22 protein-coding genes are annotated in these 24,035 nt (G+C 64.2%); 11 read left to right on the forward strand and 11 right to left on the reverse strand.

The window, feature by feature from the left end:
* The first annotated feature begins 41 nt into the window (after positions 1-41).
* The 7 genes from P3H15_RS36895 to P3H15_RS36925 all read left to right on the forward strand — a co-directional run bounded on the left by P3H15_RS36895 (position 42) and on the right by P3H15_RS36925 (position 8,199).
* Entirely contained in the window at positions 42-1,781 is a 1,740-nt protein-coding gene (locus P3H15_RS36895; RefSeq protein ID WP_276141772.1) for an AMP-binding protein, read from the forward strand.
* A gap of 199 nt (positions 1,782-1,980) precedes the next feature.
* A complete protein-coding gene (locus P3H15_RS36900) occupies positions 1,981-3,177 on the forward strand; it encodes a serine hydrolase domain-containing protein (protein WP_276141773.1) in 1,197 nt (398 codons plus the stop codon).
* A gap of 370 nt (positions 3,178-3,547) precedes the next feature.
* Complete coding sequence (locus P3H15_RS36905) at positions 3,548-4,783, forward strand: MFS transporter (protein WP_276141774.1); 1,236 nt, start codon at positions 3,548-3,550, stop codon at positions 4,781-4,783.
* A 688-nt stretch (positions 4,784-5,471) separates the two neighbouring features.
* Complete coding sequence (locus tag P3H15_RS36910; protein WP_276141775.1) at positions 5,472-6,341, forward strand: hypothetical protein; 870 nt, start codon at positions 5,472-5,474, stop codon at positions 6,339-6,341.
* Positions 6,277-7,728, forward strand: a complete 1,452-nt coding sequence (locus P3H15_RS36915) for a DUF4158 domain-containing protein (protein WP_276141776.1) — start codon at positions 6,277-6,279, stop codon at positions 7,726-7,728. Before P3H15_RS36910 ends, P3H15_RS36915 begins: the two co-directional genes overlap by 65 nt.
* Entirely contained in the window at positions 7,715-7,999 is a 285-nt protein-coding gene (locus P3H15_RS36920; protein WP_276141777.1) for a hypothetical protein, read from the forward strand. The genes P3H15_RS36915 and P3H15_RS36920 overlap by 14 nt, the downstream gene beginning before the upstream one ends.
* Positions 7,951-8,199, forward strand: a complete 249-nt coding sequence (locus tag P3H15_RS36925; protein ID WP_276141778.1) for a Tn3 family transposase — start codon at positions 7,951-7,953, stop codon at positions 8,197-8,199. Before P3H15_RS36920 ends, P3H15_RS36925 begins: the two co-directional genes overlap by 49 nt.
* Here P3H15_RS36925 and P3H15_RS36930 read toward each other — a convergent pair.
* From P3H15_RS36930 to P3H15_RS36970, 9 genes are all read right to left on the reverse strand, one after another.
* Positions 8,146-8,466 carry a hypothetical protein gene (locus P3H15_RS36930; protein WP_276141779.1) on the reverse strand — a complete coding sequence of 107 codons (321 nt, stop codon included), beginning with the start codon at positions 8,464-8,466 and terminating at the stop codon, positions 8,146-8,148. The genes P3H15_RS36925 and P3H15_RS36930 overlap by 54 nt on opposite strands.
* A gap of 493 nt (positions 8,467-8,959) precedes the next feature.
* Entirely contained in the window at positions 8,960-9,403 is a 444-nt protein-coding gene (locus P3H15_RS36935; protein WP_276141780.1) for a molybdenum cofactor biosynthesis protein MoaE, read from the reverse strand.
* A 14-nt stretch (positions 9,404-9,417) separates the two neighbouring features.
* The gene (locus P3H15_RS36940) at positions 9,418-10,002 is read right to left on the reverse strand and encodes a (2Fe-2S)-binding protein (protein ID WP_276141781.1); all 585 of its coding nucleotides are present in this window, start codon (positions 10,000-10,002) and stop codon (positions 9,418-9,420) included.
* Positions 10,002-10,841 carry a xanthine dehydrogenase family protein subunit M gene (locus tag P3H15_RS36945; RefSeq protein ID WP_276141782.1) on the reverse strand — a complete coding sequence of 280 codons (840 nt, stop codon included), beginning with the start codon at positions 10,839-10,841 and terminating at the stop codon, positions 10,002-10,004. The genes P3H15_RS36940 and P3H15_RS36945 overlap by 1 nt, the downstream gene beginning before the upstream one ends.
* A gap of 10 nt (positions 10,842-10,851) precedes the next feature.
* Complete coding sequence (locus tag P3H15_RS36950) at positions 10,852-11,580, reverse strand: enoyl-CoA hydratase (protein ID WP_276141783.1); 729 nt, start codon at positions 11,578-11,580, stop codon at positions 10,852-10,854.
* Positions 11,577-13,922, reverse strand: a complete 2,346-nt coding sequence (locus P3H15_RS36955) for a xanthine dehydrogenase family protein molybdopterin-binding subunit (protein WP_276141784.1) — start codon at positions 13,920-13,922, stop codon at positions 11,577-11,579. The genes P3H15_RS36950 and P3H15_RS36955 overlap by 4 nt, the downstream gene beginning before the upstream one ends.
* Complete coding sequence (locus tag P3H15_RS36960; RefSeq protein ID WP_276141785.1) at positions 13,919-14,686, reverse strand: SDR family NAD(P)-dependent oxidoreductase; 768 nt, start codon at positions 14,684-14,686, stop codon at positions 13,919-13,921. Before P3H15_RS36960 ends, P3H15_RS36955 begins: the two co-directional genes overlap by 4 nt.
* A gap of 2 nt (positions 14,687-14,688) precedes the next feature.
* A complete protein-coding gene (locus tag P3H15_RS36965) occupies positions 14,689-15,495 on the reverse strand; it encodes an MBL fold metallo-hydrolase (protein WP_276141786.1) in 807 nt (268 codons plus the stop codon).
* Positions 15,492-16,280 carry an SRPBCC family protein gene (locus P3H15_RS36970; protein ID WP_276141787.1) on the reverse strand — a complete coding sequence of 263 codons (789 nt, stop codon included), beginning with the start codon at positions 16,278-16,280 and terminating at the stop codon, positions 15,492-15,494. The genes P3H15_RS36965 and P3H15_RS36970 overlap by 4 nt, the downstream gene beginning before the upstream one ends.
* Positions 16,281-16,483: 203 nt before the next feature.
* Here P3H15_RS36970 and P3H15_RS36975 point away from each other — a divergent pair, with 203 nt between their 5' ends.
* A complete protein-coding gene (locus tag P3H15_RS36975) occupies positions 16,484-16,942 on the forward strand; it encodes a thioesterase family protein (protein ID WP_276141788.1) in 459 nt (152 codons plus the stop codon).
* A gap of 1,241 nt (positions 16,943-18,183) precedes the next feature.
* On the opposite strand, the gene P3H15_RS36985 is transcribed toward P3H15_RS36975, so the two are convergent.
* Complete coding sequence (locus P3H15_RS36985) at positions 18,184-18,678, reverse strand: hypothetical protein (protein ID WP_276141790.1); 495 nt, start codon at positions 18,676-18,678, stop codon at positions 18,184-18,186.
* A gap of 307 nt (positions 18,679-18,985) precedes the next feature.
* Between P3H15_RS36985 and P3H15_RS36990 the strand changes: the two genes are divergently transcribed.
* The 3 genes from P3H15_RS36990 (at position 18,986) to P3H15_RS37000 (ending at position 23,247) form a co-directional block, all read left to right on the forward strand.
* The gene (locus tag P3H15_RS36990) at positions 18,986-20,566 is read left to right on the forward strand and encodes a class I adenylate-forming enzyme family protein (protein WP_276141791.1); all 1,581 of its coding nucleotides are present in this window, start codon (positions 18,986-18,988) and stop codon (positions 20,564-20,566) included.
* Between the two features lie 82 nt (positions 20,567-20,648).
* Positions 20,649-21,761: an alcohol dehydrogenase catalytic domain-containing protein gene (locus P3H15_RS36995; protein ID WP_276141792.1), complete on the forward strand. Its 1,113-nt coding sequence runs from the start codon at positions 20,649-20,651 to the stop codon at positions 21,759-21,761.
* Between the two features lie 37 nt (positions 21,762-21,798).
* The gene (locus P3H15_RS37000) at positions 21,799-23,247 is read left to right on the forward strand and encodes an NAD-dependent succinate-semialdehyde dehydrogenase (protein ID WP_346348817.1); all 1,449 of its coding nucleotides are present in this window, start codon (positions 21,799-21,801) and stop codon (positions 23,245-23,247) included.
* Between the two features lie 34 nt (positions 23,248-23,281).
* Here P3H15_RS37000 and P3H15_RS37005 read toward each other — a convergent pair whose 3' ends face one another.
* Positions 23,282-23,929, reverse strand: a complete 648-nt coding sequence (locus P3H15_RS37005; protein WP_276141794.1) for a TetR/AcrR family transcriptional regulator — start codon at positions 23,927-23,929, stop codon at positions 23,282-23,284.
* Between the last annotated feature and the right edge of the window lie 106 nt (positions 23,930-24,035).

The raw sequence follows: 24,035 nt of genomic DNA on the forward strand, positions 1-24,035 counted from the left end.
CACGGAAACTGGGACGACATTTTCACAGAAAGTTCAGAGAAATGACGAACAATACGGCCTCATTTCGCGCGGCACGGGACGCCCTTATCGAATGCCAACACGACCTCGATCGTGCAAGACGCGAATTTCGTTGGCCAACAATAGAGGGCAACTTCAACTGGGCCATCGACTGGTTCGACGTCATAGCTACAAGCAACACCCACCGTGCGCTGGTCATCCTCAATGAAGACGGGACGGAAACGTCGCGATCTTTCGACGAGATTCGGTTGCATTCCAACAAGATTGCGCGCTGGTTGGCGACGAAGGGAGTGAAAAAGGGTGACTCCGTAATCGTCATGCTGAACAATCAGGTCGAGTTGTGGGAGTCCATGACCGCAGTGATGAAACTCGGCGCTGTCATTGTACCGACCACCACCGCGGTCGGCGAAGCGGAATTAATCGACCGGCTTCACCGAACCAATGCTCGCCACGTCATCTGCAACGCAGACGACACCAGCAAATTCGACGGCGTGCCCGGTGACTACGGCCGCATTTGTGTGGGGGCTGCTGAAGGCTGGAGCAGTATCAGCGACGCGCAATCGGAGGATGGATCCCCCCTGCCGCATCCTGAAACAACAACGTCCGATCGCCTGTTGCTGTACTTCACCTCAGGCACGACAAGCCGACCCAAGCTTGTGGAACACACACAGGTGTCATATCCGGTGGGTCATCTCACAACAATGTACTGGTTGGGCCTCCGACCTCGGGACGTTCATTTGAATATCTCATCACCTGGATGGGCAAAGCACGCGTGGTCGAGCTACTTCGCGCCGTGGATCGCCGAGGCGACGATTTTCGTCTACAACTACAAGCGTTTCGATGCCGCAGGATTGCTGGAGCAGCTGAAAGAGAAGGACGTCACGTCGCTCTGCGCCCCTCCGACGGTGTGGCGCATGCTCATCCAGGCAGATATGGGCGAGAAGCCGAAAGCACTCCGAGAGCTCATCGGCGCCGGCGAGCCGCTCAATCCCGAGGTAATCGCCCAGGTGCGAAACCGGTGGGGACTCACTCTTCGGGACGGATTCGGTCAAACCGAAATCACCGCTGTGATCGGCAACACTCCAGGTGCACCAGTCAAACCCGGATCGATGGGCCGCCCGCTGCCAGGAGCGCCGGTAGTGCTGGTAAATCCCGTGACAGGCGTGCCGGTGACCGAAACCGGTGTCGACGGAGAGATCTGTCTCGATCTCAACGCGTCCGAGAACCGACCGGTGATGTTGATGACGGGATATCAACAAGATCCGGAGCGGAATGCCGAAGCAATGGCCGGAGGTTATTACCACACAGGAGACGTCGCGTCCGTCGATGGTGACGGATACTTCAGCTTCGTGGGCAGAACGGACGATGTATTCAAAGCCTCCGACTACAAGATCAGTCCCTTCGAACTCGAGAGCGTCTTGATCGAGCACCCGGCAGTGGCGGAAGTTGCGGTCGTACCCGCGCACGATCCGGTTCGACTGGCTGTCCCGAAGGCGTACGTAGTCCTGGCTGCCGGCTTCGAACCCACCGCCGACACAGCCCTCCACATCTTTCGGCATGCCCGCGAAAACCTCGCACCCTACCTGCGCGTCCGGAGGATCGAATTCCATGAGCTGCCGAAAACGATCTCGGGCAAGATCCGCCGGGTCGATCTCAGGCGTCTGGAAGGCGAGTTCGCCGATCGCGGCATCTCGTCGCCGAACGAGTGGCGCGACGATCAGTTCCACGAGCAACTGAGCCGAGTCGCAGGGGAAGCCCGCTAGAGCGAGCTCTCGAACAACTCCGTCTGCTCGAATCGAGAGGCTCGATCGTAGCCGTGGGCGACCTTTGGACAATTCGCGCAAACGAATCCATTGGCGCCATCCGGTCGACCAAGCCGCAGCAGAATTTCGCGGGCAATCCACACATCGCCTTGACCGCTCGGTGGACGTCAGGCGATCGTTCAACACTGGAGAACAAGTTATGACGCAACAGCTTCACATTGACGGAACGTGTGCTTCGGGATTTGAGTTGGTCAAGCACGCATTTGAGGAAAACTTCCGCGAACGAGGAGAGGTGGGAGCTTCGTTGGCGATTTACGTCGACGGGCAACCTGTCGTCGACCTCTGGGGGGGACTGGCCGCCGACGATCAGCGCTGGCGCGCCCACACGGCCACTCTCGTCTACTCGGCCACAAAGGGAGTGTCGTCCGTACTCGTCCATCTCCTTGCTGACCGTGGTCTGATCGGCCTAGACAAGGCGGTCGCCGACTACTGGCCGGAGTTTGGGGTTGCAGGAAAGGACCAGATCACTGTCCGACAACTCCTCAGCCACCAGGCAGGTTTGCCCTACCTGGAACCATTCCTCACCCGTGACGAACTCTTCGCAGGCAAGCCGGCGGCAACAGCGCTCGCATCGCAGACACCCATCTGGGAACCGGGGACCGGTCACGGTTACCACGCCCTGACCTTCGGATGGCTGGTGGGCGAAATGGTGGCTCGGGTCACCGGCGAGACATTCGGCTCGGTTCTGGCTCGTGAGGTCGCCGCACCACTCGGCCTAGATCTCTGGGTGGGCGTACCGGACGTGTCAAAAATCGACTATGCCCCGCTCCGCAACGCTATCCCGGACTCGAGCGCTCAGTCCCCGGCGCACAACGACCCAGAGTTCGCGGCAGCGATGTCGAAGATCCTCGCTGCGATTGCAGATCCGAATTCGACCTTCTCCCGGACCTTCACCGCAAACGGCGAATTGCCCACTCCCGACGCCACGACCTGGAATGATCCGCGGGCGTTGGCGATGGAGCAGCCGGCGGCCAGCGCAGTCACCAACGGACGGTCCCTAGCGCGCCTCTACGCGGCATGCGTCGCACCGGTCGACGGGATCCGTCTGCTCTCCGATGACGCGGTTGAAGCGGCAGCAGAGGAACAGGTGAACGGCCCGGACCTGGTAGCGATCCTTCCGTCCCGAATCGGTGTCGGCTTCCAACTCGACGACCCAGGTACGCCCCTTCTCACCGCAGGTTCTTTCGGACACCCCGGTGCAGGTGGCGCTCTGGGGTTTGCCGACCGAGAACACAAGGTCGGTTTCGGGTACGCACAGAATCAGCTGGGCACAGGCATCACTAGCGACCCGCGCACCACCGCGGTCATCGACGCCCTACGCCGCTCGTTAAGTTGACGAGGCGGGCGATACGGCAGTCGTACGGCCCGCCTGCTTGCGGGTGTCCTGCTCCTTCAGCCGCACCGTGACTGCCAGAGCGCGGCTTCGTCCTTCCTCGAAGCCGTCGCATCCTGGTCACTCCTCGCATCGGTGCCGGATGGTGTGCTGAGCACTCTGATCTACGAGGCACTCAGTCGGCGCCCCGTGGACTTCGTCCTGCCCGGACTTTCGACGGGCAGCGATTCGGCCTGCTTGTCGTTGCTCACCCAGGCCGGGACGAAATGTGAAGCGGATCGCGAACAATGTTCTCAAGTGTTTCGCCGCATCGGTGTGCACCACGAACGCAAACGTGTTTCAGCACAGTTCGATCCGCTAGGAGGAGATCAATGTGACGGTCCGATTTCACCAGAGACGAGTCCAGGCGGCATCGAGTTCGACACGCGATAGCCGAATCGCCTTCGGCGCGTTATTCGTGTGCGCGTGGTCAGGCAATCAGTTCAGCCCGCTCTTGATCATGTACCGAGACGTCGACCACTACTCGGCGGCGATGGTTACAGCGTTTCTTGGCATCTACATCGTGGGATTGGTTCCGGCGCTGATCGTCTCCGGCGCGGCGTCCGACCACATCGGACGCCGCGCACCGATGGCGTTTGCTGTCTGTGCTGGTATCCTCGGCAGCGCTCTCCTCGCATGTGGGGACTTCGGGCAAGGCGTCATCCTGATCGGGCGGATGTTCGCGGGAATCTCGGTCGGCACCGCAATGGCCGTCGGAACCACATGGCTCAAAGAATTGTCACGAGCACCATTCGATCCCACAGCGGACGACGGTGCGGGCGCTCGGCGTGCATCGCTCGCATTCACTCTCGGATCCGCGCTCGGCGCTCTGGTGGCCGGGGGAATCGCACAATGGGCACCGTGGCCGCACGTGTTGCCATTTGTGCTGCACACACTCGTAGCGATTCCATTTCTTTGGTGGTTGCGTAGCGCAACAGAGACGGTGCGCGGTGGGAACAATCAGTCTCTGCGATCCGCGCTGAGGGTGACCTCGGTGCGGCATCGTCGGTTCATCCGCGTCGTGGTCGTCTATTGCCCTTGGCTATTCGTCGCATGCGGCCTCTCCTATGGATACCAGCCAGTGCTGCTCGCCGATGCCGCGGGAGGTCTCGGTCTCGCGTACGCCACACTGCTGAATGTGACCGCACTCATTTCCGGTGCGCTGATTCAGCCGGCTGCGAAGCATCTCGATACGGTTTTGAGCGCGCGGGGAATCCTCGTCGCTTTGCTTCTTCTGGTGGTCGGTCTTGCGATCATGATCGTCGCAGTCGCCGTCGAGGACCTCCTTGCCGGTGTCTTGGCCAGCGTGGTGTTGGGGGTAGGCTTCGGCATCGGGCTGGTGTCCGGACTGCTGGAAGTCCAGCGACTCGCTCCACCCCACGAACTTGCCAAACTGACCGGGATCTTCTATGCCGTCGCCTACACCGGCTTCGCGATGCCTACTCTGCTGGCGGCGCTGACACCTCCGTTTACCACGGTCCAACTACTCATCGTGTTGATCGGGCTGCTGATGGCCTCTTTTACGTTCGTACTCAACGGTTCGCGCAAGCATCTCCCGCCACGGAACTGACTGTCCGACGCCGCGACATCCCGCACCCTGCCGACCGCTCGAACGCTCTGCCGCAGTGGGTTTCGGTACGCTCGTACCGTCGGCGGCAACGCTGACGGCACGCGTGGGAGCGAGTTGCTGGTTTGGTCACCGGATTGCTGATCCCGCGGTCGACCCGCGCCCTCCGGGCTTGGGCCCGAGCGTGGCAGGCCGTCAAATGGGACATCATGCCTGCCACGCTTCGTCATATCTGGGCCGCGTTCGACGCAGCGGGAGAGAATGCTTTTGGCGCATAACGTGAGCCCCGGATACGCCGCCGTCCCGGTTGGATCTGGAGGCCGGCACCGGCACCATGTCGGCCTCGAAGTCGGCCGGCTACCGCTCGGCCGCCATGTACGCCGACCGGGCTGTGGAGCGTGATTCGGCATTCCTGTCAAAATGCCAACTATCCTGTCAACGGACACCACGAGTGGTCGTATTCGCAGGCCATGCGAATAACCAACTTGCTACTGGTAACCCTGCATATTCGAGGCCGGCATATTCCCGCCCGACGGACCGCGTGCGCCCAGGTCGATCCGTCCGGACAGGCGCGTCCGGCGAAGTGTCCCGGTCACGGTTCCAGCTACGCTGCGCTGCTCCCCGGGCGGTGCACGCGGTCGTCTAATCTGTCCCCAATGAGCTGGTGGACCCTGCAGAGGAGAGACGCAAGGTGAAGAGGCAGGGGCATTCCCGTGTGGAGGCGGACAGTGCGCGGCTGCCTGAAGAGCGGCAGTTCAAATGCGTCCTCATTGGGGTGTGCGTTGCCGTAGTTCTGTTCACGCTCGCATTCGTCGTGCTGACTGTGGTCAAGTCCTCACGAAGCCCGCAAGACATCACCTCGAACTGGTTCGTGGCCTGGGGCACTTGGGCGGGCGGGCTGGGTACGGCGGCGGCCTTCTTGATCGCCGCGTTCAGCATCTCGGTTGCCAGTGCGCATGCCCGGTTCGATCGCCGGCAGGCGGTGGAGATCCGCGAGGACAACGACATGGCGCAGGCCCGGCTCTTGATCATCTACAAGGTTGAGGACGAGAACTCGATCTCGTCGTTGGCCACTTATCGGATCGAGAATCGAAGCAAAGACTTGTTCTTCGATGTCACCGTTCCGTACGTCGATTCACCTGACGGGTCGGACGCAGGTATCGAGCACAGGACAGCTGATCTGGTCGCTCAGGACAACCGGCTCCACGAGTTCATCCCGACCGCTGAACAGTTGACCCCGTACCGCGATCACACCGACCACGAAGCGTGGTTCACCCTTGTCACCGTCCGCACCAGTGACGCGAGCGGCATCAAGTTCGCCGTCGAGTACACCGATGCCCGTGGGCAGCGGTGGCACCAGGAACTCGGCGGTGAGATCAAGCGTGTCCACACGACCAAGGCCGTCCCTATTCGGCCGCCTGACAGATTTCAGCCTCCTCAGCAGATCAGTCGGTTGGTCGCGTGGGCGCGCGAGAAGACGCAGAGCGGATCCTCACTTGCTTGCCCTGGCGGTGAGGCTGAAGGCATATCAGCGGCTTGGGTACTTCCCGAAGCTCGGTGACATCCCGGCCGTGGTCGTCGATACCGTGCGCGGGGTGCTGGACCTGCCCGGCGGTGTGACGCCGAAGACGGACGCGGACCGCACCGCGAAACGGCACCGTCAGTTCGTCCGTGAGTACCTGTGTGTGAGGTACGAGGCGGCGAAGGTGCGGGCGGTCGCCGAACAGGCGATCCGGGTGGCGGTGCAGACCAAGGACAACCCGGCCGACCTGATCAACGTGGCGCTCGAGGAACTGGTCCGGGCCCGCTGCGAACTACCGGGGTACACGACGCTGGATGCGATGGCCGCGACGATCCGCGCGGAGGTCAACGGCGAGTTCTTCGCCCTGGTGTCGGGGCGCCCGGCGTGGGACGAGCGGGCCCGGCTGGACCGGCTGCTGGTGGTGGACCCGGCGACGCGGCGCAGCGAGTTCGACCGGATCAAGACCCCGGCGCGGGCGGCGACGCTGGGCAAGTTCAAGGCGCGACTGGCGCATGTGCAGGCCCTGGACGCGATCGGGCCGACCGAGTCGTGGCTCGACGGTGTTCCGCCGGGCAAGGTCGCCCACTTCGCCGGTGAGGCGCGAGTCGCGGGCGTCGATGACATGCGCAAGACTGGCGAGGCCAAGCGGGTGACGTTGCTGGTCGCCCTGGTGCATCAGCAGCGGGTGGAGGCCCGCGACGAGGTGGTGACCGTGTTCTGCAAGCGCATGGCCGTCTTGCACAATAAGGGCCGCGAGCGTCTGGAGGAGCTGCGCGAGGCGCACCGCTCGGAGACGGAGCGGCTGATCGGCGTGCTCGGGGATGTTCTGGCCGGCGCCCGCGAGGCGACCACCCCACCCGAGCCGGACTCCGGCGACGGCCCGCCGCCTGTAGCGGGCGCTGGTGCGGAGGTCGACGTCGCCGAGCGAGCCGAGCGGCTGCTGCTCAAGACGCTCGAGTCCGCCGGCGGGCTGGAGCAGCTGTCCGCGGCGCAGGAGGCGGTGTCGGCGTATCACGGCAACAACTACCTGCCGCTGTTGAACGGGTTCTACCGCTCGCACCGCCCGGCGTTGTTCACGCTGGTCGGCGCACTGGACCTGGTGCCGACCACGGCGGACCGCAGCGTGGTGGACGCGGTGGAGTTCATCCGCGCCAACCGGCACCGGCGCGGTGATTGGATCGAGGAGAGAACCACCCACGGCCGCGACGGGCAGCGGCACACGGTGACCGTGGACGTCGACGCGTTCGCGAGCGTGATGTGGCGCAAGGTGCTGCGCGAGAAGAACCGCCCGGGGATGCTGTCGCGCCGGCACCTGGAGGTGTGCGTGTTCTCCCACCTGGCCGCCGAGTTGCGCTCGGGCGATGTCGCCGTGGTCGGGTCGGATTCCTACGCCGACCTGGGCGGGCAGCTTGATGAGCTGGGATGAGTGCGCGCCACTGGCCGCGCAGTTCTGCGAACAGGCCGGCATCCCGGCCGAGGCCGAGGCTCTGGTCGCGTTCTACCGCCGCCAGCTCACTGGCACCGCGGCCGCGGTCGACGGGGGCTACCCGGCGAACACCGATCTGGTCCTCGGGGACGGCAAGCCGACGCTCAAGCGCCGTAAGGGAGCCGACCGGCGCGCCCGTCCGCGTTGGCGCTGGAGCAGGCGGTGCACCAGCGCAGTCTGCTCGACATCCTCACCCGCGCCGCCTATTTGACCGGATGGCCGCGACATCTGGGGCCGGCGTCCGGGTCGGACCCGAAGATCCGCGGCGACGTTCTGGGCCGGTACGTGCTCACCGCCTACGCGTACGGCGCGAACCTCGGCGCGACGGAAGTGGCCCGGCACATGCGCGGCGCGGTGTCACAATTGCGCCAGCACAGGGAACAAGGCTACCGCGGAGACGATGATCCCTGAGGTGCCGACGACAATCCCCAGCATGGCCCGCATCGATGCGGCCTCGTCGTCGGCGATCGCAGACCGCGACGCGGCGCCGGCGCCGCAAACCACCGCGGCCACTCCCAGAATGAAGCCCAGCCCGACCACCCAGAACGACGCGATGGACAACGCCCCCAGCGCTATCGACACGGCTGGCAACCGCGAACCATACGGCTTCGTTATCGCGTTGCTGGCGACGGAGCAGCGCAGCCGGTGACGCGAGCTGCGGGGGACGGCGGCGGTCATGATTTTTCCTTAGTGGGTTCACAATCGGTTCGGCGGGCACTGGTCGGTGTCACAGGGGCGAAAGCGTTTTCGGAAGTGCCCAAAGAAGACTCGAACTACGGTCCCGAGGTCGCTCACACCTGGTCGAAGTTCCCGGCGTACGTGCGGTTTCGACACCGGAGAATCGCTCTCTCGTACGCCGAGGTGGCGGACACAACGTCGACGGGTCGACTAATCTCCGATGAGCCGCCATGGCGACCTGGCTCCTCACCACCGTCGCCCCGCTTCTCGTCCTGCCCGATCCCGACACATTCGGTCAACAGCGCACGCGAGTCGATCGCGGAAAGCCGCTGTTCGGTAATGCAGCAAGTACATCGCAACGGACATTTCTCGGTTATCGAAACCCTGAGGTCGCGTGCGACTCCGCCGTATTCGTCAATCAGGTCCGGAAGCGGTTGGCGTCCGGATCGAACACGCCGACTGCGAATTGGTGGGTAACCCAGGCCGACGGACGTCACGAGGCTGGTGCTTCGAGGTTGGACGTTGGTGCCCCGACCCACTCGACAGTGCCATCGGCAAAGGATTGGTGTTTCCAGATCGGTACGCAGACCTTGATCCGATCGACAAACAGCTTGGAGACGGTGAAGGCGTCCGCTCGGTGCGGTGCGGCGACGGACGTCACTAAGGCGAGATCACCCACGCGTAGCGTGCCGACCCGGTGTACCGCAGCGACGGAGAGCCCGAACTGTTGCGCGACACCTCGGCAGCAGTCGTATAGGAATCGTTCAGCGTCGGGATGAGATCGGTACTCGAGGCCGGTCACTATCTGGCCGTTGTCGAGGTTCCTCACAACGCCGGTGAATAACACCGTGGCACCGTTCTCCGGACCTGCAACCGCCGCGTTGACCTCGACCGGATCGATCGGTTCAGTGGTGATGCGGGCGAGTACATCTGGCATGCCGTTTCTCCTCGTCATCTCGGGAACGACGGTTCGGGGCCGGAGGCGACTTCCGCCTGGGTTCCCGATGTGCGCTCTGTCGAGGAGTTTTCGTGCTCGTGGGCAGGGCATTCGTGCACCGGCTCTGTCCCGATGCGGTTGATTTCCGCGGCTGCCTCCTCGACCGCGTCGACGATGCCGACATATCCGGTACATCGGCAGATGTTGCCCGACATTTCTTCGCGGATCCGTTCCCGGCTCGGCTCGACTTCCCGGTGCAGCAGATCAAGCGCGGACATGAGCATTCCCGGGGTGCAGAATCCGCACTGCAGGCCGTGTCGGTCACAGAACGCCCGCTGCAGAGGGTGCAGGGTACCGTCGTCTGCGGCCATCCCTTCGACCGTGGTGACCGACGACCCATCGGCTTGCACGGCGAACATCAGACATGCCCGGACGGGGCCGCCGTCGACCAGGATGGTGCAGGCACCGCAGACGCCGTGCTCGCATCCGAGGTGGGTGCCGGTGAGCCCGAGATCTTCACGGAGCGCATCTGCGAGGGTCTTGCGGGGCTCGATGTCGATCGAGGCTCGTTCCCCATTGACGGTCAGTTCGATTCGCATCAGTTCACTCCTGCCTTGATTCCAACTGCCTGGGTCAGTGCGCGGAGCGTGAACTCCTCGGTCATCGCGACTCGATAGTCGGCCGAGGCGTGCAGATCCGTCGCTGCGGTGATCGCTGTCGCGGCGACGCGCGCCGCTTCGGCGATCTTGTCGTCGGTTGTGGGCCCGTCCGCGAGGATCGCTTCCGCCGCCAGTGGTCGGATGGGTACGGCGCCAACTCCGCCGATCGCGATCCGCACAGTTCCGGCCACCTCGGCTACGGCGACGGTCACAAGCCCGAAGTCGCCGTGCCGGCGAGCGAATTCCGCGAAACCCGACCGCTCCGGAATCGGAAAATCGACGGCGGTAACGATCTCGTTCTCGTCCAGGGACGTCTCGAGGGGGCCGACGAAAAGGTCGTCCGCGGATACCGTCCGGCTACCGCCGGGCCCGTGGACGTGCACGAGCGCCCCCAATGCGGTCGCCACGACCGGGAGCTCCGCGGAGGGGTCGGCGTGGGCGATGCTGCCGCCGGTGGTGCCCCGGGTGCGGATGGCACTGTGGCCGATCCACTTCGCCGCCTCCGACAGCAGGGGCAGGTGCGTCTGCTCGATCAGCATCGAGTGCCGAACCAGGGCACCTACCCGCACGGTGGTGTCGTCGAGCCTATGGATCGTGTCGAGTCCGGGGACGCGGTTGATGTCGACCAAAATCGACGGACGACCGAGACGCATCGCCAGGACCGGCACGAGGCTCTGTCCCCCGGCCAGGACCTTGCCGTCGCCGCCCGCGGATTCCAAGGTCTTGACGGCCTCGGCGATGCTGGAGGGGCGGCTGTAGTCGAATGGTGCAGCCTTCATGGGTGCATCCTCACTTTCCCACGAATTTCGGCAAACGGTTCTCGGCGCGGGCGAGTCGGCTCTCGGCGAAGTCCGCGCTCGCCCAGCACTGATCGAACTCGGCGTCGAGCCGGTCGTCCCAGCTGTCGGGTTCGGTCAGCGCCTGCACCGCACGCTTGGAATACATCAGCGAGAGCGGGGCGTAGGAGGCGATCTCCTGCGCGAGCGCCCGGGCCTCGTCGACCGTCCCGAGTCTGTCCGCGAGCCCGCGGGCGAGGGCCGCCGTTGCGTCGAGCGTGTCGCAGGCGAGCAACACCGCGCGGGCAGTACCGCCTCCGGCCAGTCCGGCCAGTCGCCGGATCGTCCACGGGTCGACGGCAAGCCCATTGCGGGCCGTCGGGATCGCGAACTTTGCACTCGGGGCTACGACGCGCAGATCGCATGCGATGGCCAGTTGTGTGCCGGCCCCGATCGCGGGCCCGTTGACCGCGGCGATCACCGGAATCGGTGCCGCGGTGATCGCACGCAGCGCGGTGTAGAGGGCGGTGCGGAACCCGTCGCCGTAGACGCCGCCGAAGTCCGCACCGGCACTGAATGCGCTCCCGGCGCCGGTGATGACCAGTGCCCGCCGCCCCGCCGACACACATCCCTCGACCGCGGCGGTGAGCTCGGTCAGATGCGCCACATCGAGGGCGTTGCGCTTGTCGTGACGATCGAGGGTGATCTCCGCGACGTCACCGTGCTCGGTGAGGGTGATCATCGCAGCGCCTCCCACAGGGTGGCCGGCGTGATCGGGAGGTGATGGATCTCGATGCCTACCGCGTTGTGCACCGCACCGGCGAGGACGGCGTTGGGGCCGAGTGTGCCGCCCTCGCCGACACCGCGGACCCCGAGAGGGTTGTCGGCGGGGACAGAGATGTGTTCGATGATCATCTCCGGCACCTCGTGGCTGGTCGGCATCAGGTAGTCCATCAGCGTTCCGGTCGACAGGTTGCCGGCGTCGTCGTAGATCAGGTGTTCGTACATGGCACCGCCGATACCCTGCGCGATGGATCCGACGATCTGTCCCTCCACCACCATCGGGTTGATCACCCGGCCGGCGTCCTCGGTGCAGACCCATTTGAGGATTGTCAGGTCGCCGGTCTTGCGGTCGATCTCGATGGTGGCCGCCTGAGCGCCCGCGGCGAAGGCACCGCGGATCGGATCGAAGAATCGGGTGGCTTGCAGGCCGGGTTCAATTCCTTCGGGCAGCTTGTTCGACTCCAGGTAGGCGATCCGTGCCAACTCTGCCAACGTGGCGAGAGGTTTGGTGTCGTCCGGGCCCCAGATTTCGCCGTCGCGGCAGTCGAGTTCGCCCTCGTCGATGTCGTGCAAGGCGGCGGCGAGCTTGAGGACCTTGGCTTTGACCACTTCCCCCGTTCGGTGTGCGGCACCGCCGCCGATGACCGCCTGCCGCGAGGAGAAGGCGCCGAAACCCCACAGGGATTCGTTGGTGTCGCCGATGCGTACGTTGACGTCGTCGTAGCCGACGCCGACGGCGTCGGCTACGATCTGGGCGATGGTCGTCTCCGACCCCTGCCCCTGGGTGGTGACCCCACTGAGCACGGTCACCTTGCCGTCGGGATCCACGCGCACGGTGCACGCGTCGTGGCCGGTGCGGAACGGCATCCGCGGGCCGGCGGCAGCGGCACGCCCCAGGCCGGTCAGTTCGTTGTAGCAGGCGAACCCGATGCCGATCGGGTTCTCCCCCGTCTCGCGCCGGCGTTGCTGCTCGGCGAGGAATTCGTCGTAGCCGATCGCGTCGACGCACTTGTCCAGACATGCGCCGTACCAACCGGAATCATCGACAAGCCGACTCGGCATGCGGTACGGGATCTCCTCCGGAGTGACTAGGTTCTTGTGCCGGATCTCGAGGTCGGTCATGCCCAACTCGTCGGCGGCCGCGGTCAACAGACATTCCATCGCGAACACCGTCGCGGGCCGGGCCACACCCCGATATGGGCCCGCATAGGAGGTGTTGGTGGTGACACCGCGGGTGACGCAGCGGTAGTTGTCGAGCCGGTAGGGCCCGGACAGCAGACCACCGGCCATCAGCGGTTCGATGCCCGCGGTCCACGGGTAGACCGAGTAGGCGCCGACGTTGCAGGTGACATCCGCGTCGAGCGCGAGCAGGGTGCCGTCCTGCGCGAATCCGGCCTTGACGAGGTACCGATGGTCGCGGGCGTGGGCGGCGGCCTGCAGGTGCTCGGCCCGGTCTTCCACCCATTTGAGCGGGTACCCCCGCATTTCGCGGGCCATCACGCACAACGCGAGATCCTCCGGGTACAGCACGGCCTTGGTGCCGAAACCGCCGCCGACGTCGGGGGCGATGACCCGCACATTGGACTCGGCCAGACCGAGCAGCTCGGCGAGCATGTTCCGCACCAGATGCGGAATCTGTGTACCCGACCAGAAGGTGAGTTTGTCGTCGACCGGATCCCACAATGCCACTCCCGCACGGCATTCCATCGGGTTGCCGGCGTGCCGATTCGTGGTGAGCTCGCGTTCGACGACGACATGCGACCGGGTGAAGGCGTCCTCGACGTCCCCGGCATCGAACTTGCGTTCCAGCAGGACGTTGTCGGGGGCCTCGTCGTGCACCGGGACCTCGGGTGGTTCCCAGGCAATCACCGTCGCGGGCAGCTGGTCGTAGTCGATGTCGATCCGTTCGATCGCGTCTTCGGCGACGTAGCGACTGTCGGCGACGACCGCGGCCACGGCCTCACCGGCGAATCGGGCCTTCTGCCACGCGAGGATGGGTTGCGCGGTCTCGACGTAGGACGGGAGCGCCGACTGTGCGCGCAGCGCGACCGACCGAAACGCGGGCATTCCGCCGGCGAACACGCCGTACACACCGGGGACGTCCTGCGCCGCGGTGACGTCGACGTGCGTGATCGTGGCATGCCCGTAGGGGCTACGGAGGAAGGCGACGTGCCGCATCCGCGGCAGGTCGAGATCGGACACGTATCGGCCGTGGCCGGTGATCAGTCGCGCGTCTTCCTTGCGGCGGACCGACCGGCCGACAGCGCCGGTGACGGGTTCTGCAGCATGCTCGTGTGTCATGGCATCGAGTACCCACCATTGACGGACACGATCTGACCGGTGGTCCAGGACGATTTCGGCGAGGACAGCAGCAGGATTGTCGGGGTGACATCGTCGGGGGTGCCGAAGCGGCGCAGCGGATATGCCGAGAGGATGCGCTTCATCTTCGCGTCGTCGGCGTTACCGGTGTGGGCGTCGAGGCTGCCGGTCTGCACGAGTGCGATGGAGACGGCGTTGGCGCGGATCTTGTGGCGTGCGAGTTCCTTTGCCAGGGACTTGGTCAGTCCCACCGTGGTCGCCCGGGTCGTGGCGGTCACGAGGAGGCGGGATTCACCCACCCGGCCGGAGTCGCCCATCAGGTTGATGATCGAGCCCTCGACGTTGCAGTCGACCATCTGCTTGGCCACGGCCTGGGTGACCCGCAGTGTGCCGGCGACGGTGATCTCGATCTGGGGAGCCCAGTCCTCCTCTGTGGTTTCCAGGAACGGTTTGCTCTGGGTGACAGCGGAGTTGTTGATCAGGATGTCGATCGGTCCGAGTTCGGCTTTGACGGCGTCGACAGCGGCGGTCACGGCGGCCCCATCGGCGAGGTCGGCGCCGACGGCGATGGCACGCACGCCGAGTGCGGCCGCTTCCTTCGCCGCTTCCTCGGCGCCCTTAGCCGAGGAGTTGTAGTGGAAGGCCACATTGGCGCCCTCGGCCGCATAGGCCATGCCGATTGCGCGGCCGAGGCCTTTGCCGGCTCCGGTGACGAGGACGGTCTTGTCTGCCAGATCGAGGTTCATGGTCAGTTCTCCTTGGTGTAGATCCAGCTGGGCGCACCGTTGGTGGTGGTCAATCGACCGGCCTGCATGCCGGGGAAATGGGCGGCGAGAATGTCGGTATCGGTGTCGGTGAATTCTTCGACGAAGTCGGCACGGACGGTGGCGGCCGCGACGGAGTCGAAGTCGAAGGCGAAATGCCAGTGTGATTCGACGAGTTCGACGGGAGTATGGGCGAGATCGCCGATCAGAGCGGCGTGCTGTCCCTCGCTGGAGACGATGAAGGTCGTCGATCCCGGGGTGTGGCCGGGGGTGTGCCGGGCGTCGAGTCCGGGGGCCAGGGTCAGATCGCCGGCGAAGAGTTCGAGCCGACTCTCGAGCGGCTTGAGCTTGCGCACAGCACCCGGCTCCGCGGCGGGGTTTTCAACGAAATGCTCCCAGTCGAGCTTGTGCACCCGGTACGTGGCGTTCTCGAACACGACGGCGCCCTTCTTCGTGGCCCACCCGACGTGGTCGAAATGCAGATGCGTGAAGACCACATCGGTGATGTCGACCGGATCCAGCCCGTGCGACTTGAGGCTTTCGAGGAACTGGCCGCCGCGATACTTGCCGTTGTCGATCGTCCCGACGCCGGCGTCGACGAGAATGTTGCGTTCACCGGTACGGATCAGATACCCGCCGACGGCGAGTTCGAGGTTTCCATCCTCGGTGAGTAGTTCCGGATGGTCGTCCCAGGGATCGCCCGGAATTTCGGGGCGGAACAGGACCTCCCGAGGATCCTCGCGGCCGGCGCCGTCGATGAGGGGGGCGAGAACTATCGAGCCGACCTTCATCGGGCCTCCTCGGCGTTGCGGTGCGGGGTGAAGGCATGACCGGCGTCGAGGACAGCTCGATCATGGCGCGCACCGGTGGGAAGGACGAGATTGATCACGAGCGGCAGACCGGCCCCGGCAGCCGGGTAGCCACCGCCGAAACCGGCAGGCGGGAACACCGGTGCGGGTCCGCGGCCCTTCCGGGCGAGGAGCGCGATCAGCGCGATCACCGCGGCAAGCACTCCGGCGCCGGGCAGTGCGTACTTCATCACGGTGCCACCCATACTGCCCATGACATCGAGCGGTTCGACCTCGTCGATCGACTTCAGCCGCTGCGGCGTGCCGGTGTCGCCGGATTCTGCGCCGCCGGCAATTTCGGCTTCGAGGTTCTTGGCGAACTGTCCGAGGATCTTGTTGGACACGTCGGCGATCACTCCGCGACCGAACCCGGCGGCCCGCCCGGAGAGGGCGAGGTCGGTGAGCACGTGGACGGCGGTTCCGGTTCCCTGTTCCGACAGGGTGGCGGTGATGGTCGCCTTGGCACCGCCCTGGCCACCGACATCCTTACCCTCGGCCTTGATGACTGCGCGGTAGTTGGCCGGGTCCTTTTCGGTGAATCGTCCGGCGCCCTTGTACTGGGCCGAGACCGGGCCGACCTTGATCTTGACGGCGCCCTCGAATTCGTCGCCGTCGAGGCTCAGGACCGCAGCGCCCGGCAGGCAGGGGATCACCCGTCCGAGGTCGAGGAGGACATCCCAGGTCTTGGCCACGGGAAGGTCCACCGAGAAGGTGTTGGTAAGTTCCACAAGAACCATCCTAACTAATAATCGTTAGTATTAACGATACGGAGCGCGTCGAACCGTGTCAATCCCGACAGAGAACTCGCATCCGCCGCTGGATCGACTGCATCGGGGAGGGGGAGTGCTGTTCAAACATCAACAGCTGCAATATATTTGACGAAACAGATTCCATCGCCGCAATATGCGGACCGAAATGACAGGAGACAACGATGAGTGCTGAGGCGATCGAAGTTAGCGAGAGTCCGACGGTGGCAGACTTCACGGTGCGCCGCGCGACCACCACACGATGGTCCGACAACGACATGTACGGTCATCTGAACAATGCCGTGTACTACCAACTCTTCGATGCAGCAATTAACGGCTGGATCATCGAACAGACCGGAGTCGACCCGGTCACCGCCCCGACCCTAGGCGTCGTGGTCGAGTCGGGATGCCGGTACTTCGAGCAACTACATTTCCCCCAGGCCCTGCAAGTAGGTATCCGCGTCGCCAGGCTGGGTCGCACTAGTGTCACCTATGACCTCGCGCTCTTTGCTGCCGAGCTGCCCGAAACCTCCCCGGTTGCCGCGCGGGGCCGATGGGTGCATGTCTATGTAGACCGCGACACCCGGCGCCCTGAGCCGATCCCCGCCGACCTCCGCCAGCTCTTCGAGTCGGCCATCGGATAACCGCGGCGATCCCAGAAAGGTTTCCGTGGCTGCGACGGTGTCCGCAGCCACGGAAACGTTCATTCTAAGCCAGTGTCGTGGTCCTGAGATCTTCGCCACGTATTTGCAGGAGCGTCGTCGATATTCTCGATGGTCGGGCACGCGCCGGCGCGATTCGTATCGCACCGCCAACCCCGACGATCCCTGAGGCCAAGTCAAACTCGATCATGCTCGTCACAGGTCAACGGAAGCTCGATACTACGTGCTGAATCCGCCGCCGGCATCGGCCTTTCAGCGATCATTTCAGCTGACGCACTATTAGTAGTGCGGCGCGAAATAGCTCGACGGTCAGGAGCGCTCAGATTTGAGCACAGTCCACGGATGGTCAATCGGCGGGGATTTGTCGTTGCAGACGGGCCACGGGTGCCCCGCAGCCTCTCGGAGTCGGTGATTGAAAATCGGCGAGCGAATCGCTCACGCTGGACGACCGGATCGACCAATTCGAGAAGGCGGTTGCAACGTTCCGGGGGAATGGTCTTTCCGTTGGCTCCCGGAGGAGTGCAAGTCGAACATGTCGCTGTCGTACCTAGTTGCATATTGCGTCCTGCCGAGTTCCGGTCGCTCTGACGTTGTTAGCAGGTGCCCGGAATCGTTGAATCATCATTCCGTGCCGACGTATTCGGTCACCGAATCGATGCCGTTATTCCCTGGTTACGAGGGTATACGCGCGCTAAGCCGAGTATCTCGCTTTCGGTGCATCTCGATTCAGCAATGACCTGCCATAGTCTGTCGACGAACCGATGTGCTGTCATTCCAAAATGTACAAGGATTTCCTCCTCTGAGGCGCCGCCGAATGGTGCCCACATGCGGGCGAACCCGATGAGGTGCTCCGCTTCGACGTCAGAATGTGTTCGTTTTCGGTTGGCTTCGATCCGGGCGGCGCGCCGCCTCTCACGTAGTAGGCGATATTCACGGCTGTTCATACGAGTCCGCTCCTCTGATAGTGAATGAGAACTTCAATTTGTGGTTGCGGGGGAAATTTCTCGCGCTGACTGTCCGTCAGGTTGCTTATTTTTCGCGCCGAGCCCGGTCTCGGAGCGCACCCACAGTTCGGTAAAGCCGTCATCTCGTCGAACGTCGCGCTTATCCCGGATCGTCCCGATCCAGTAGGTCACGAACCCGACGGTGATCGATACCAACACTGTGAAGATCAGCGGGAAGGGGGCGCTGTCGGCAGAGCCATGTCTGAGGACCCAAGGCGATCAGGACGAGGGAGGGGACAGCCCAATGCCGATACCGGTCACGGCGCCGACGATATTGATAGGTTTCCGGCTTGGGCTGAGAGCGAGGGCCGACAAGTCCGTGCTCGCCGCGATAGACAACGCCAACCCGGCGATCAGCGCGACATTGATCCCGGATCCGAGAAGAAGACCCAGAACGATCGCAACTACTCCGACACAGGCGGCTGCGCGCTCGCGTTCGGTCGCACCTTGGCGCTTGACGTTGAACCACAGGGTATGAGACGGCGCACCCGAAGCCGACCACACCAATCCGGCGACCACGGCGAGAATGGTGGCGAACGCGCTCCCGCCGAACTCTCCCATGAAGTCCAGGGCGGAGATGATCAGCATGAGGAACGCGACGACCCACAGACCCGCGCCGACAAGGTCTTCCGGCGAATCGTGATCGGCGTTCGGGCAGTTCCGCGAAATGCGCTGAGGACGAGATCTTTTGGACGCCCGCTTCGACGGGCGCATTCAGGCTACGTCCGATCGTGAAGTGATCCACTCCCATGAACCTCCTCTCCAACTGGCGCCGAAGTGGCGTTTGTCGCATGGACTAATTAATATGCGTTAGTATGCAGCTGTGATCGCGCTCACGTCAAGAAGTCTGGTCGAGGACTGTGAAATGCCGCGACTGTCCGACGCCGTCCGATCCGGGGGAGTGTCAGAGCCAGAGAAGGGTCTCGCCATTCGTGCAATCGGGGCTTCCCGCGCAGCGTCCTCTTCCGGGGCGTCGCTTCGACTGTTATGCTAACTAACACTAATTAGGCTAGGAGATACCGTGCTGCACACCGACGTAATCGTGCCCGTCCCTCAACTGCTGGCCAAGCACGCTGCTGAACGGCCGGATCAGGTGGCGTTCCGCGACTCGACCAAGGCCGTGACGTACGCGGAACTCGACTCCCGGACAGCGCGCATTGCCGGTCACCTCCGCGATCTCGGCTTGGCCGCGGGCGACCGGCTTCTGATGTATCTGGACAACTGCGTCGAAGTGGTGGAGGGATATCTGGTCGCCCCCCGAGCCGACATCGTCACCGTATGCGCTAACCCGGGCGGGACGAGACACGAATTCGACCATATTCTCAGAGATTCCGGCGCCACCGCTGTCCTCACTGACGCGGTACATCTGCCCACTGTTCTCGAGCTCATCGAAGAAGGCGGAGAGGAACTCGCCAGCGCGGAGTTTGTCCTGGTCACCGGAGCAGTCACCGATATCGGGCATTCGGGCAGGGTGAAGGTGATCTTCTATGATGAACTGGCCACGACTACGCCCTTAATCAGCGCCCCCGATTCCACTTCCCTCGATACCTGGTGCTGGATGCTCTACACCTCGGGGACCACCGGGCGGCCGAAAGGGGTGCACCTTACCCAGCGCGGCTGCCTCTGGGTGGTCGGCGCGTGCTGGGTGCCGATCGCCGGGCTGAACGATTCCGACGTGGTGCTCTCTGCTCTCCCGCTATTCCACTCCTACGCCCTCGTGCTGTGCGTACTGGGAGTCGCCGCAACGGGGGCGACCGAGCACCTGCTGCCAAAGTTCTCGCCCACCCAGGTGCTACACGCTCTGGCCGAAGACGGCGTCACGTTCCTACCTGGTGTGCCGACGATGTTCCGGTACTTGATGGACTCGACGAACGACACCCGCCTCGATGCGCCCGTGCTGCGCCTGTGTGTCTCCGCTGGCGCTCTGATGGCAACGGCGCTCAATGAAGCGTTCGAAGAATTCGCCGCCGTTCCGTTGCTGGACGGCTACGGAATCACTGAAACCTCGACGATGGTGACGATGAACTCACCGACCGGCGGCCGCGTTCCTGGCTCGTGCGGTCTGCCACTGCCTGGACTGACCGTCCGGCTGATCGATCCCACAACCGGAAGCGACGTCGCCCCCGGTGATGAGGGAGAACTGTGGGTGCAGGGCCCGAACGTCACGCGGGGTTACCACAACCTTCCGGAGGCGACCACCGAGGTACTGGCCCATGGTTGGTACCACACGGGGGATCTTGCCCGACGCGACGAGAACGGATTCATCCGCATCAGCGGACGGATCAAAGAAATGATTATCCGCGGCGGGGAGAACATCTATCCCGCGGAGATCGAGGACGTCCTTATGAGCTGCGAGTGTGTCGCAGACGCGGCGGTCGTCGCAGCACCACACGAAGCGCTCGGTGAGGTTCCCATCGCGTTCGTCGTGGCCGCGAACGACGACGGCATCGATGAGGATGATCTGAGAAGCCGCTGCGCTGCGGTGTTGTCTTACTTCAAGGTGCCAGCGGAATTCATTGAGGTGACAGTGATTCCACGTACCGGATCGGGGAAGATTCAGCGCCACCGGTTGCATCGACCCGATATGGCCGTCACCACCTAACCCGTAGTCCCCGCGCCTCCGGCGTAGTCGAGTCGCGGGTCGCAGCCAGAGCTTCCAGACGCCGAAGAAAGGGCATCACACTATGAAGATTCGCGGAGCCGTTCTCGAGGCGAGCGGCCGTCCACGGCCGTACGCGAACTCCACACCGATCTCGATCGCCGAGCTCGAACTCGATCCGCCCGGCCCGGGCGAGGTCCTTGTCCGCATCGAAGCGGCCGGAATCTGCCACTCCGACCTGTCGGTCGTCGACGGTAACCGTCCGCGGCCGATCCCCATGCTGCTCGGCCACGAGGCCGCAGGCCGGGTCGAACAGCTTGGCGACGGTGTATCTGATCTAAAAGTCGGTCAGCGCGTCGTCATGGCCTTCCTGCCTCGCTGCGACGACTGCGCCGGATGCGGAACCGACGGAAAACTACCCTGCATCCCGGGCAGTGCGGCGAACAACGCCGGAACCCTCCTCAACGGAGGTATCCGCCTGCACCGCGACGGCGTCGACGTCAAACACCACCTCGGTGTCTCCGGTTTCGCTACGCACGCTGTCGTCGACCAACATTCGGTCGTACCGGTCGAGGACGACGTTCCACCCGAAATCGCCGCCGTCCTCGGATGCGCCGTGCTGACCGGTGGCGGTGCCGTCATCAATGCCGGCCACCCGGAGCAAGGGCAAGCCGTCCTGGTTGTCGGGCTCGGGGGTGTCGGCATGGCTGCTCTGATCACTGCGCTGTCCCTCGGCCAGGGAGAGGTGATCGGAGTCGATTCGAACCCCGACAAGCTCACCCAGGCAATGAAACTGGGCGCCTCCGCCACCTACACCCCCCAAGAAGTCGCGGAACGGAACATCCAGGCCCCCATCGTTATCGAGGCAGCAGGACACCCGCTCGCTTTCGAAACTGCCGTCACTGCCACCGCTCCCGGCGGCACCACCGTCACCGTCGGACTCCCTGCCCCGGACGCCCGGTCCTCGATCTCGCCGCTCGGTCTGGTGGCCGGCGCGCGCACCGTCATCGGCAGCTACCTCGGCTCCGCAGTCCCGGCCCGCGACATTCCGGTGTATGCGCAGCTGTGGCGCGAAGGAAAACTCCCGGTCGAGAAGCTGATCTCGTCCCGGATCGCACTGTCGGACATCAACTCTGCCATGGACCAACTCGCCGACGGCAACGCCATCCGGCAAGTCATCATATTCGACGAGAAGTGAGGAAACATTGACCAGCACCCAGACAACCCAGCAGGCACTGCTCGAAGCGGTCCCGGCCGGACTGTACATCGGCGGCCAATGGCGCCCCTCCGAAACGGGCAACACATTCCCCGTGCACGATCCGGCGACCGGTCGAGAACTCGCCGTCGTGGCCGACGCCACCGTCGCAGACGGGGCCGCCGCTCTCGACGCCGCAGCAGCGGCCCAGAAGGGGTGGGCACGAACTGCCCCTCGGGAGCGCGCCGAACTTCTGCGGGCCGCATTCGACGCCGTACTCACGCGAGCGGACGATTTCGCGCTCCTGATGACCCTAGAAATGGGCAAACCGCTCGCCGAGGCACGCGGCGAAGTGACCTACGGCGCCGAGTTCCTCCGCTGGTTCTCCGAGGAGGCCGTCCGGGTGTCGGGTCGATATGCGGCTGCGCCCGACGGAAAAACCCGGCTGCTCGTCCACAAACGACCCGTGGGCCCCTGCCTGTTCATCACTCCGTGGAACTTTCCGCTGGCCATGGCGACCCGCAAGATCGCCCCGGCGATCGCTGCCGGGTGCACCATGGTCGTCAAACCCGCCACCCTGACACCCTTGACCACGCTGCTATTGGTGCAGGTCCTCGAGCAGGTCGGGCTACCGCCCGGGGTGCTCAATGTCATTCCCACCTCGCGCGCTGGGCTGGTCACCGCACCGCTCATCACAGATCCCCGGCTGCGGAAGCTCTCGTTCACCGGATCGACCGAAGTCGGCCGGCGACTGCTCGCGGACTCGGCGCAGCAGGTGCTGCGCACCTCCATGGAACTCGGCGGCAACGCGCCGTTCCTCGTGTTCGCCGACGCCGACGTCGACGCCGCCGTAGAAGGTGCAATCGTCGCGAAACTGCGGAACATGGGCGAAGCGTGCACCGCGGCGAATCGGTTCATCGTGCACGAATCCGTCGCGGACGAGTTCGCGACCAAGCTCGCCGCCCGAATGCGGAGCCTGGTCGTCGGGCCGGGTAGCGAGGAGGACTCCCAACTCGGCCCACTGATCGACCAAGAGTCCCGGGACAAGGTTCACAACCTGGTCCAGGACGCCGCAGCAAACGGTGCCACCATCGTCACCGGCGGTCAGCCCGTCCCGGGCAATGGCTACTTCTATGCCCCGACGGTGCTGACCGGAGTTAGTGCGGACGCGCGTATCCTCCACGAAGAAATTTTCGGTCCCGTGGCCCCAATCACGACCTTCCGTGACGAAGAGCACGCCGTCGAGGTCGCCAACAGCACCGAATACGGACTCGTCGCCTACGTCTACACCCGAGATACTGCCCGCACCCTCCGCATGAGCGAGGAACTCGAAACCGGGATGCTCGGCATCAACGTCGGCGTCGTGTCAAACCCGGCCGCACCCTTCGGCGGAGTCAAGCAATCGGGTCTCGGCCGCGAAGGCGGCTTCGAGGGAATCGACGAATACCTCGAGACCCGGTACGTCGGCGTCGCCGACCCCTATGCCTGACCAGTTGAGACACCGGAAGCCGGTCGCCGCGCCGTCAGCGCGCGGCGGCCGGCTTCCACGCGCCACGAGCCGATGCTCGTTTGGCGCCCACCATGCTCAAGGCGTATTCGCTGTACTGACGGGCCACCTCCTGGGCTGTCAACTCGCCGCCCACGTGGAACCAGCGCGCGATACTCACACACATCTCGCGGATCGCGAACGACGCGAGCTTCGGAGTCTCGACGGCGAAGACGCCCACCTCCCGACCGTCGATGATGATCTGCCGAAACGCCCGCTCGTGGTTTCGGCGAATGTGTTGCGCCGTGGTTCGCTCCGGTTCGTCGAGGCTCGAAGTGTCCTGATTGACCACCAGTACTTCCCTCGGGTGGGTGGCATGGTGCAATGCATAGACCTCAGTCGCCGCCCGCAGCCGTTCCACCGGATCCTCGACCTCGGCGATCACTTGGTCGAAGTTCGCCACAACGTGGTCGAGGGTGCCGAGGACGATCTCACGCAACAGCGCACTCTTCGACTCCATGTGGTTATACAGACCGGGTGTCCGGATGCCCAGGCGCTCCGCCACCTGCTTGAGCGACGTGCCGTGGTACCCACGTTCAGCGAACAGAGTCAACGCCGCATCGAACACGTCCGCACGCGTAACAGACGGCACGGACGCGGAACGCTTATCGATGTAGTCAGTCATGATCCTCAACTTTTCAGCCGCCGAACCGGACAGGTCCCGGATTGGGGCAAACGCTCATTATAACGAATGTTAATTAGTCTACCTCAGTAGGTCACCAAAGGAGGTG

This window comes from Rhodococcus sp. T2V, from assembly GCF_029269925.1.
Lineage (GTDB): Bacteria > Actinomycetota > Actinomycetes > Mycobacteriales > Mycobacteriaceae > Rhodococcus_F > Rhodococcus_F koreensis.

Coding starts and splice junctions, on each gene's coding strand:
- P3H15_RS36895 (WP_276141772.1), top strand. CDS start 42: ATGACGAACAATACGGCCTCATTTCGCGCGGCACGGGACGCCCTTATC.
- P3H15_RS36900 (WP_276141773.1), top strand. CDS start 1,981: ATGACGCAACAGCTTCACATTGACGGAACGTGTGCTTCGGGATTTGAG.
- P3H15_RS36920 (WP_276141777.1), top strand. CDS start 7,715: ATGAGCTGGGATGAGTGCGCGCCACTGGCCGCGCAGTTCTGCGAACAG.
- P3H15_RS36930 (WP_276141779.1), bottom strand. CDS start 8,466: ATGACCGCCGCCGTCCCCCGCAGCTCGCGTCACCGGCTGCGCTGCTCC.
- P3H15_RS36935 (WP_276141780.1), bottom strand. CDS start 9,403: ATGCCAGATGTACTCGCCCGCATCACCACTGAACCGATCGATCCGGTC.
- P3H15_RS36940 (WP_276141781.1), bottom strand. CDS start 10,002: ATGCGAATCGAACTGACCGTCAATGGGGAACGAGCCTCGATCGACATC.
- P3H15_RS36945 (WP_276141782.1), bottom strand. CDS start 10,841: ATGAAGGCTGCACCATTCGACTACAGCCGCCCCTCCAGCATCGCCGAG.
- P3H15_RS36950 (WP_276141783.1), bottom strand. CDS start 11,580: ATGATCACCCTCACCGAGCACGGTGACGTCGCGGAGATCACCCTCGAT.
- P3H15_RS36955 (WP_276141784.1), bottom strand. CDS start 13,922: ATGACACACGAGCATGCTGCAGAACCCGTCACCGGCGCTGTCGGCCGG.
- P3H15_RS36960 (WP_276141785.1), bottom strand. CDS start 14,686: ATGAACCTCGATCTGGCAGACAAGACCGTCCTCGTCACCGGAGCCGGC.
- P3H15_RS36965 (WP_276141786.1), bottom strand. CDS start 15,495: ATGAAGGTCGGCTCGATAGTTCTCGCCCCCCTCATCGACGGCGCCGGC.
- P3H15_RS36975 (WP_276141788.1), top strand. CDS start 16,484: ATGAGTGCTGAGGCGATCGAAGTTAGCGAGAGTCCGACGGTGGCAGAC.
- P3H15_RS36985 (WP_276141790.1), bottom strand. CDS start 18,678: ATGCGCCCGTCGAAGCGGGCGTCCAAAAGATCTCGTCCTCAGCGCATT.
- P3H15_RS36995 (WP_276141792.1), top strand. CDS start 20,649: ATGAAGATTCGCGGAGCCGTTCTCGAGGCGAGCGGCCGTCCACGGCCG.
- P3H15_RS37005 (WP_276141794.1), bottom strand. CDS start 23,929: ATGACTGACTACATCGATAAGCGTTCCGCGTCCGTGCCGTCTGTTACG.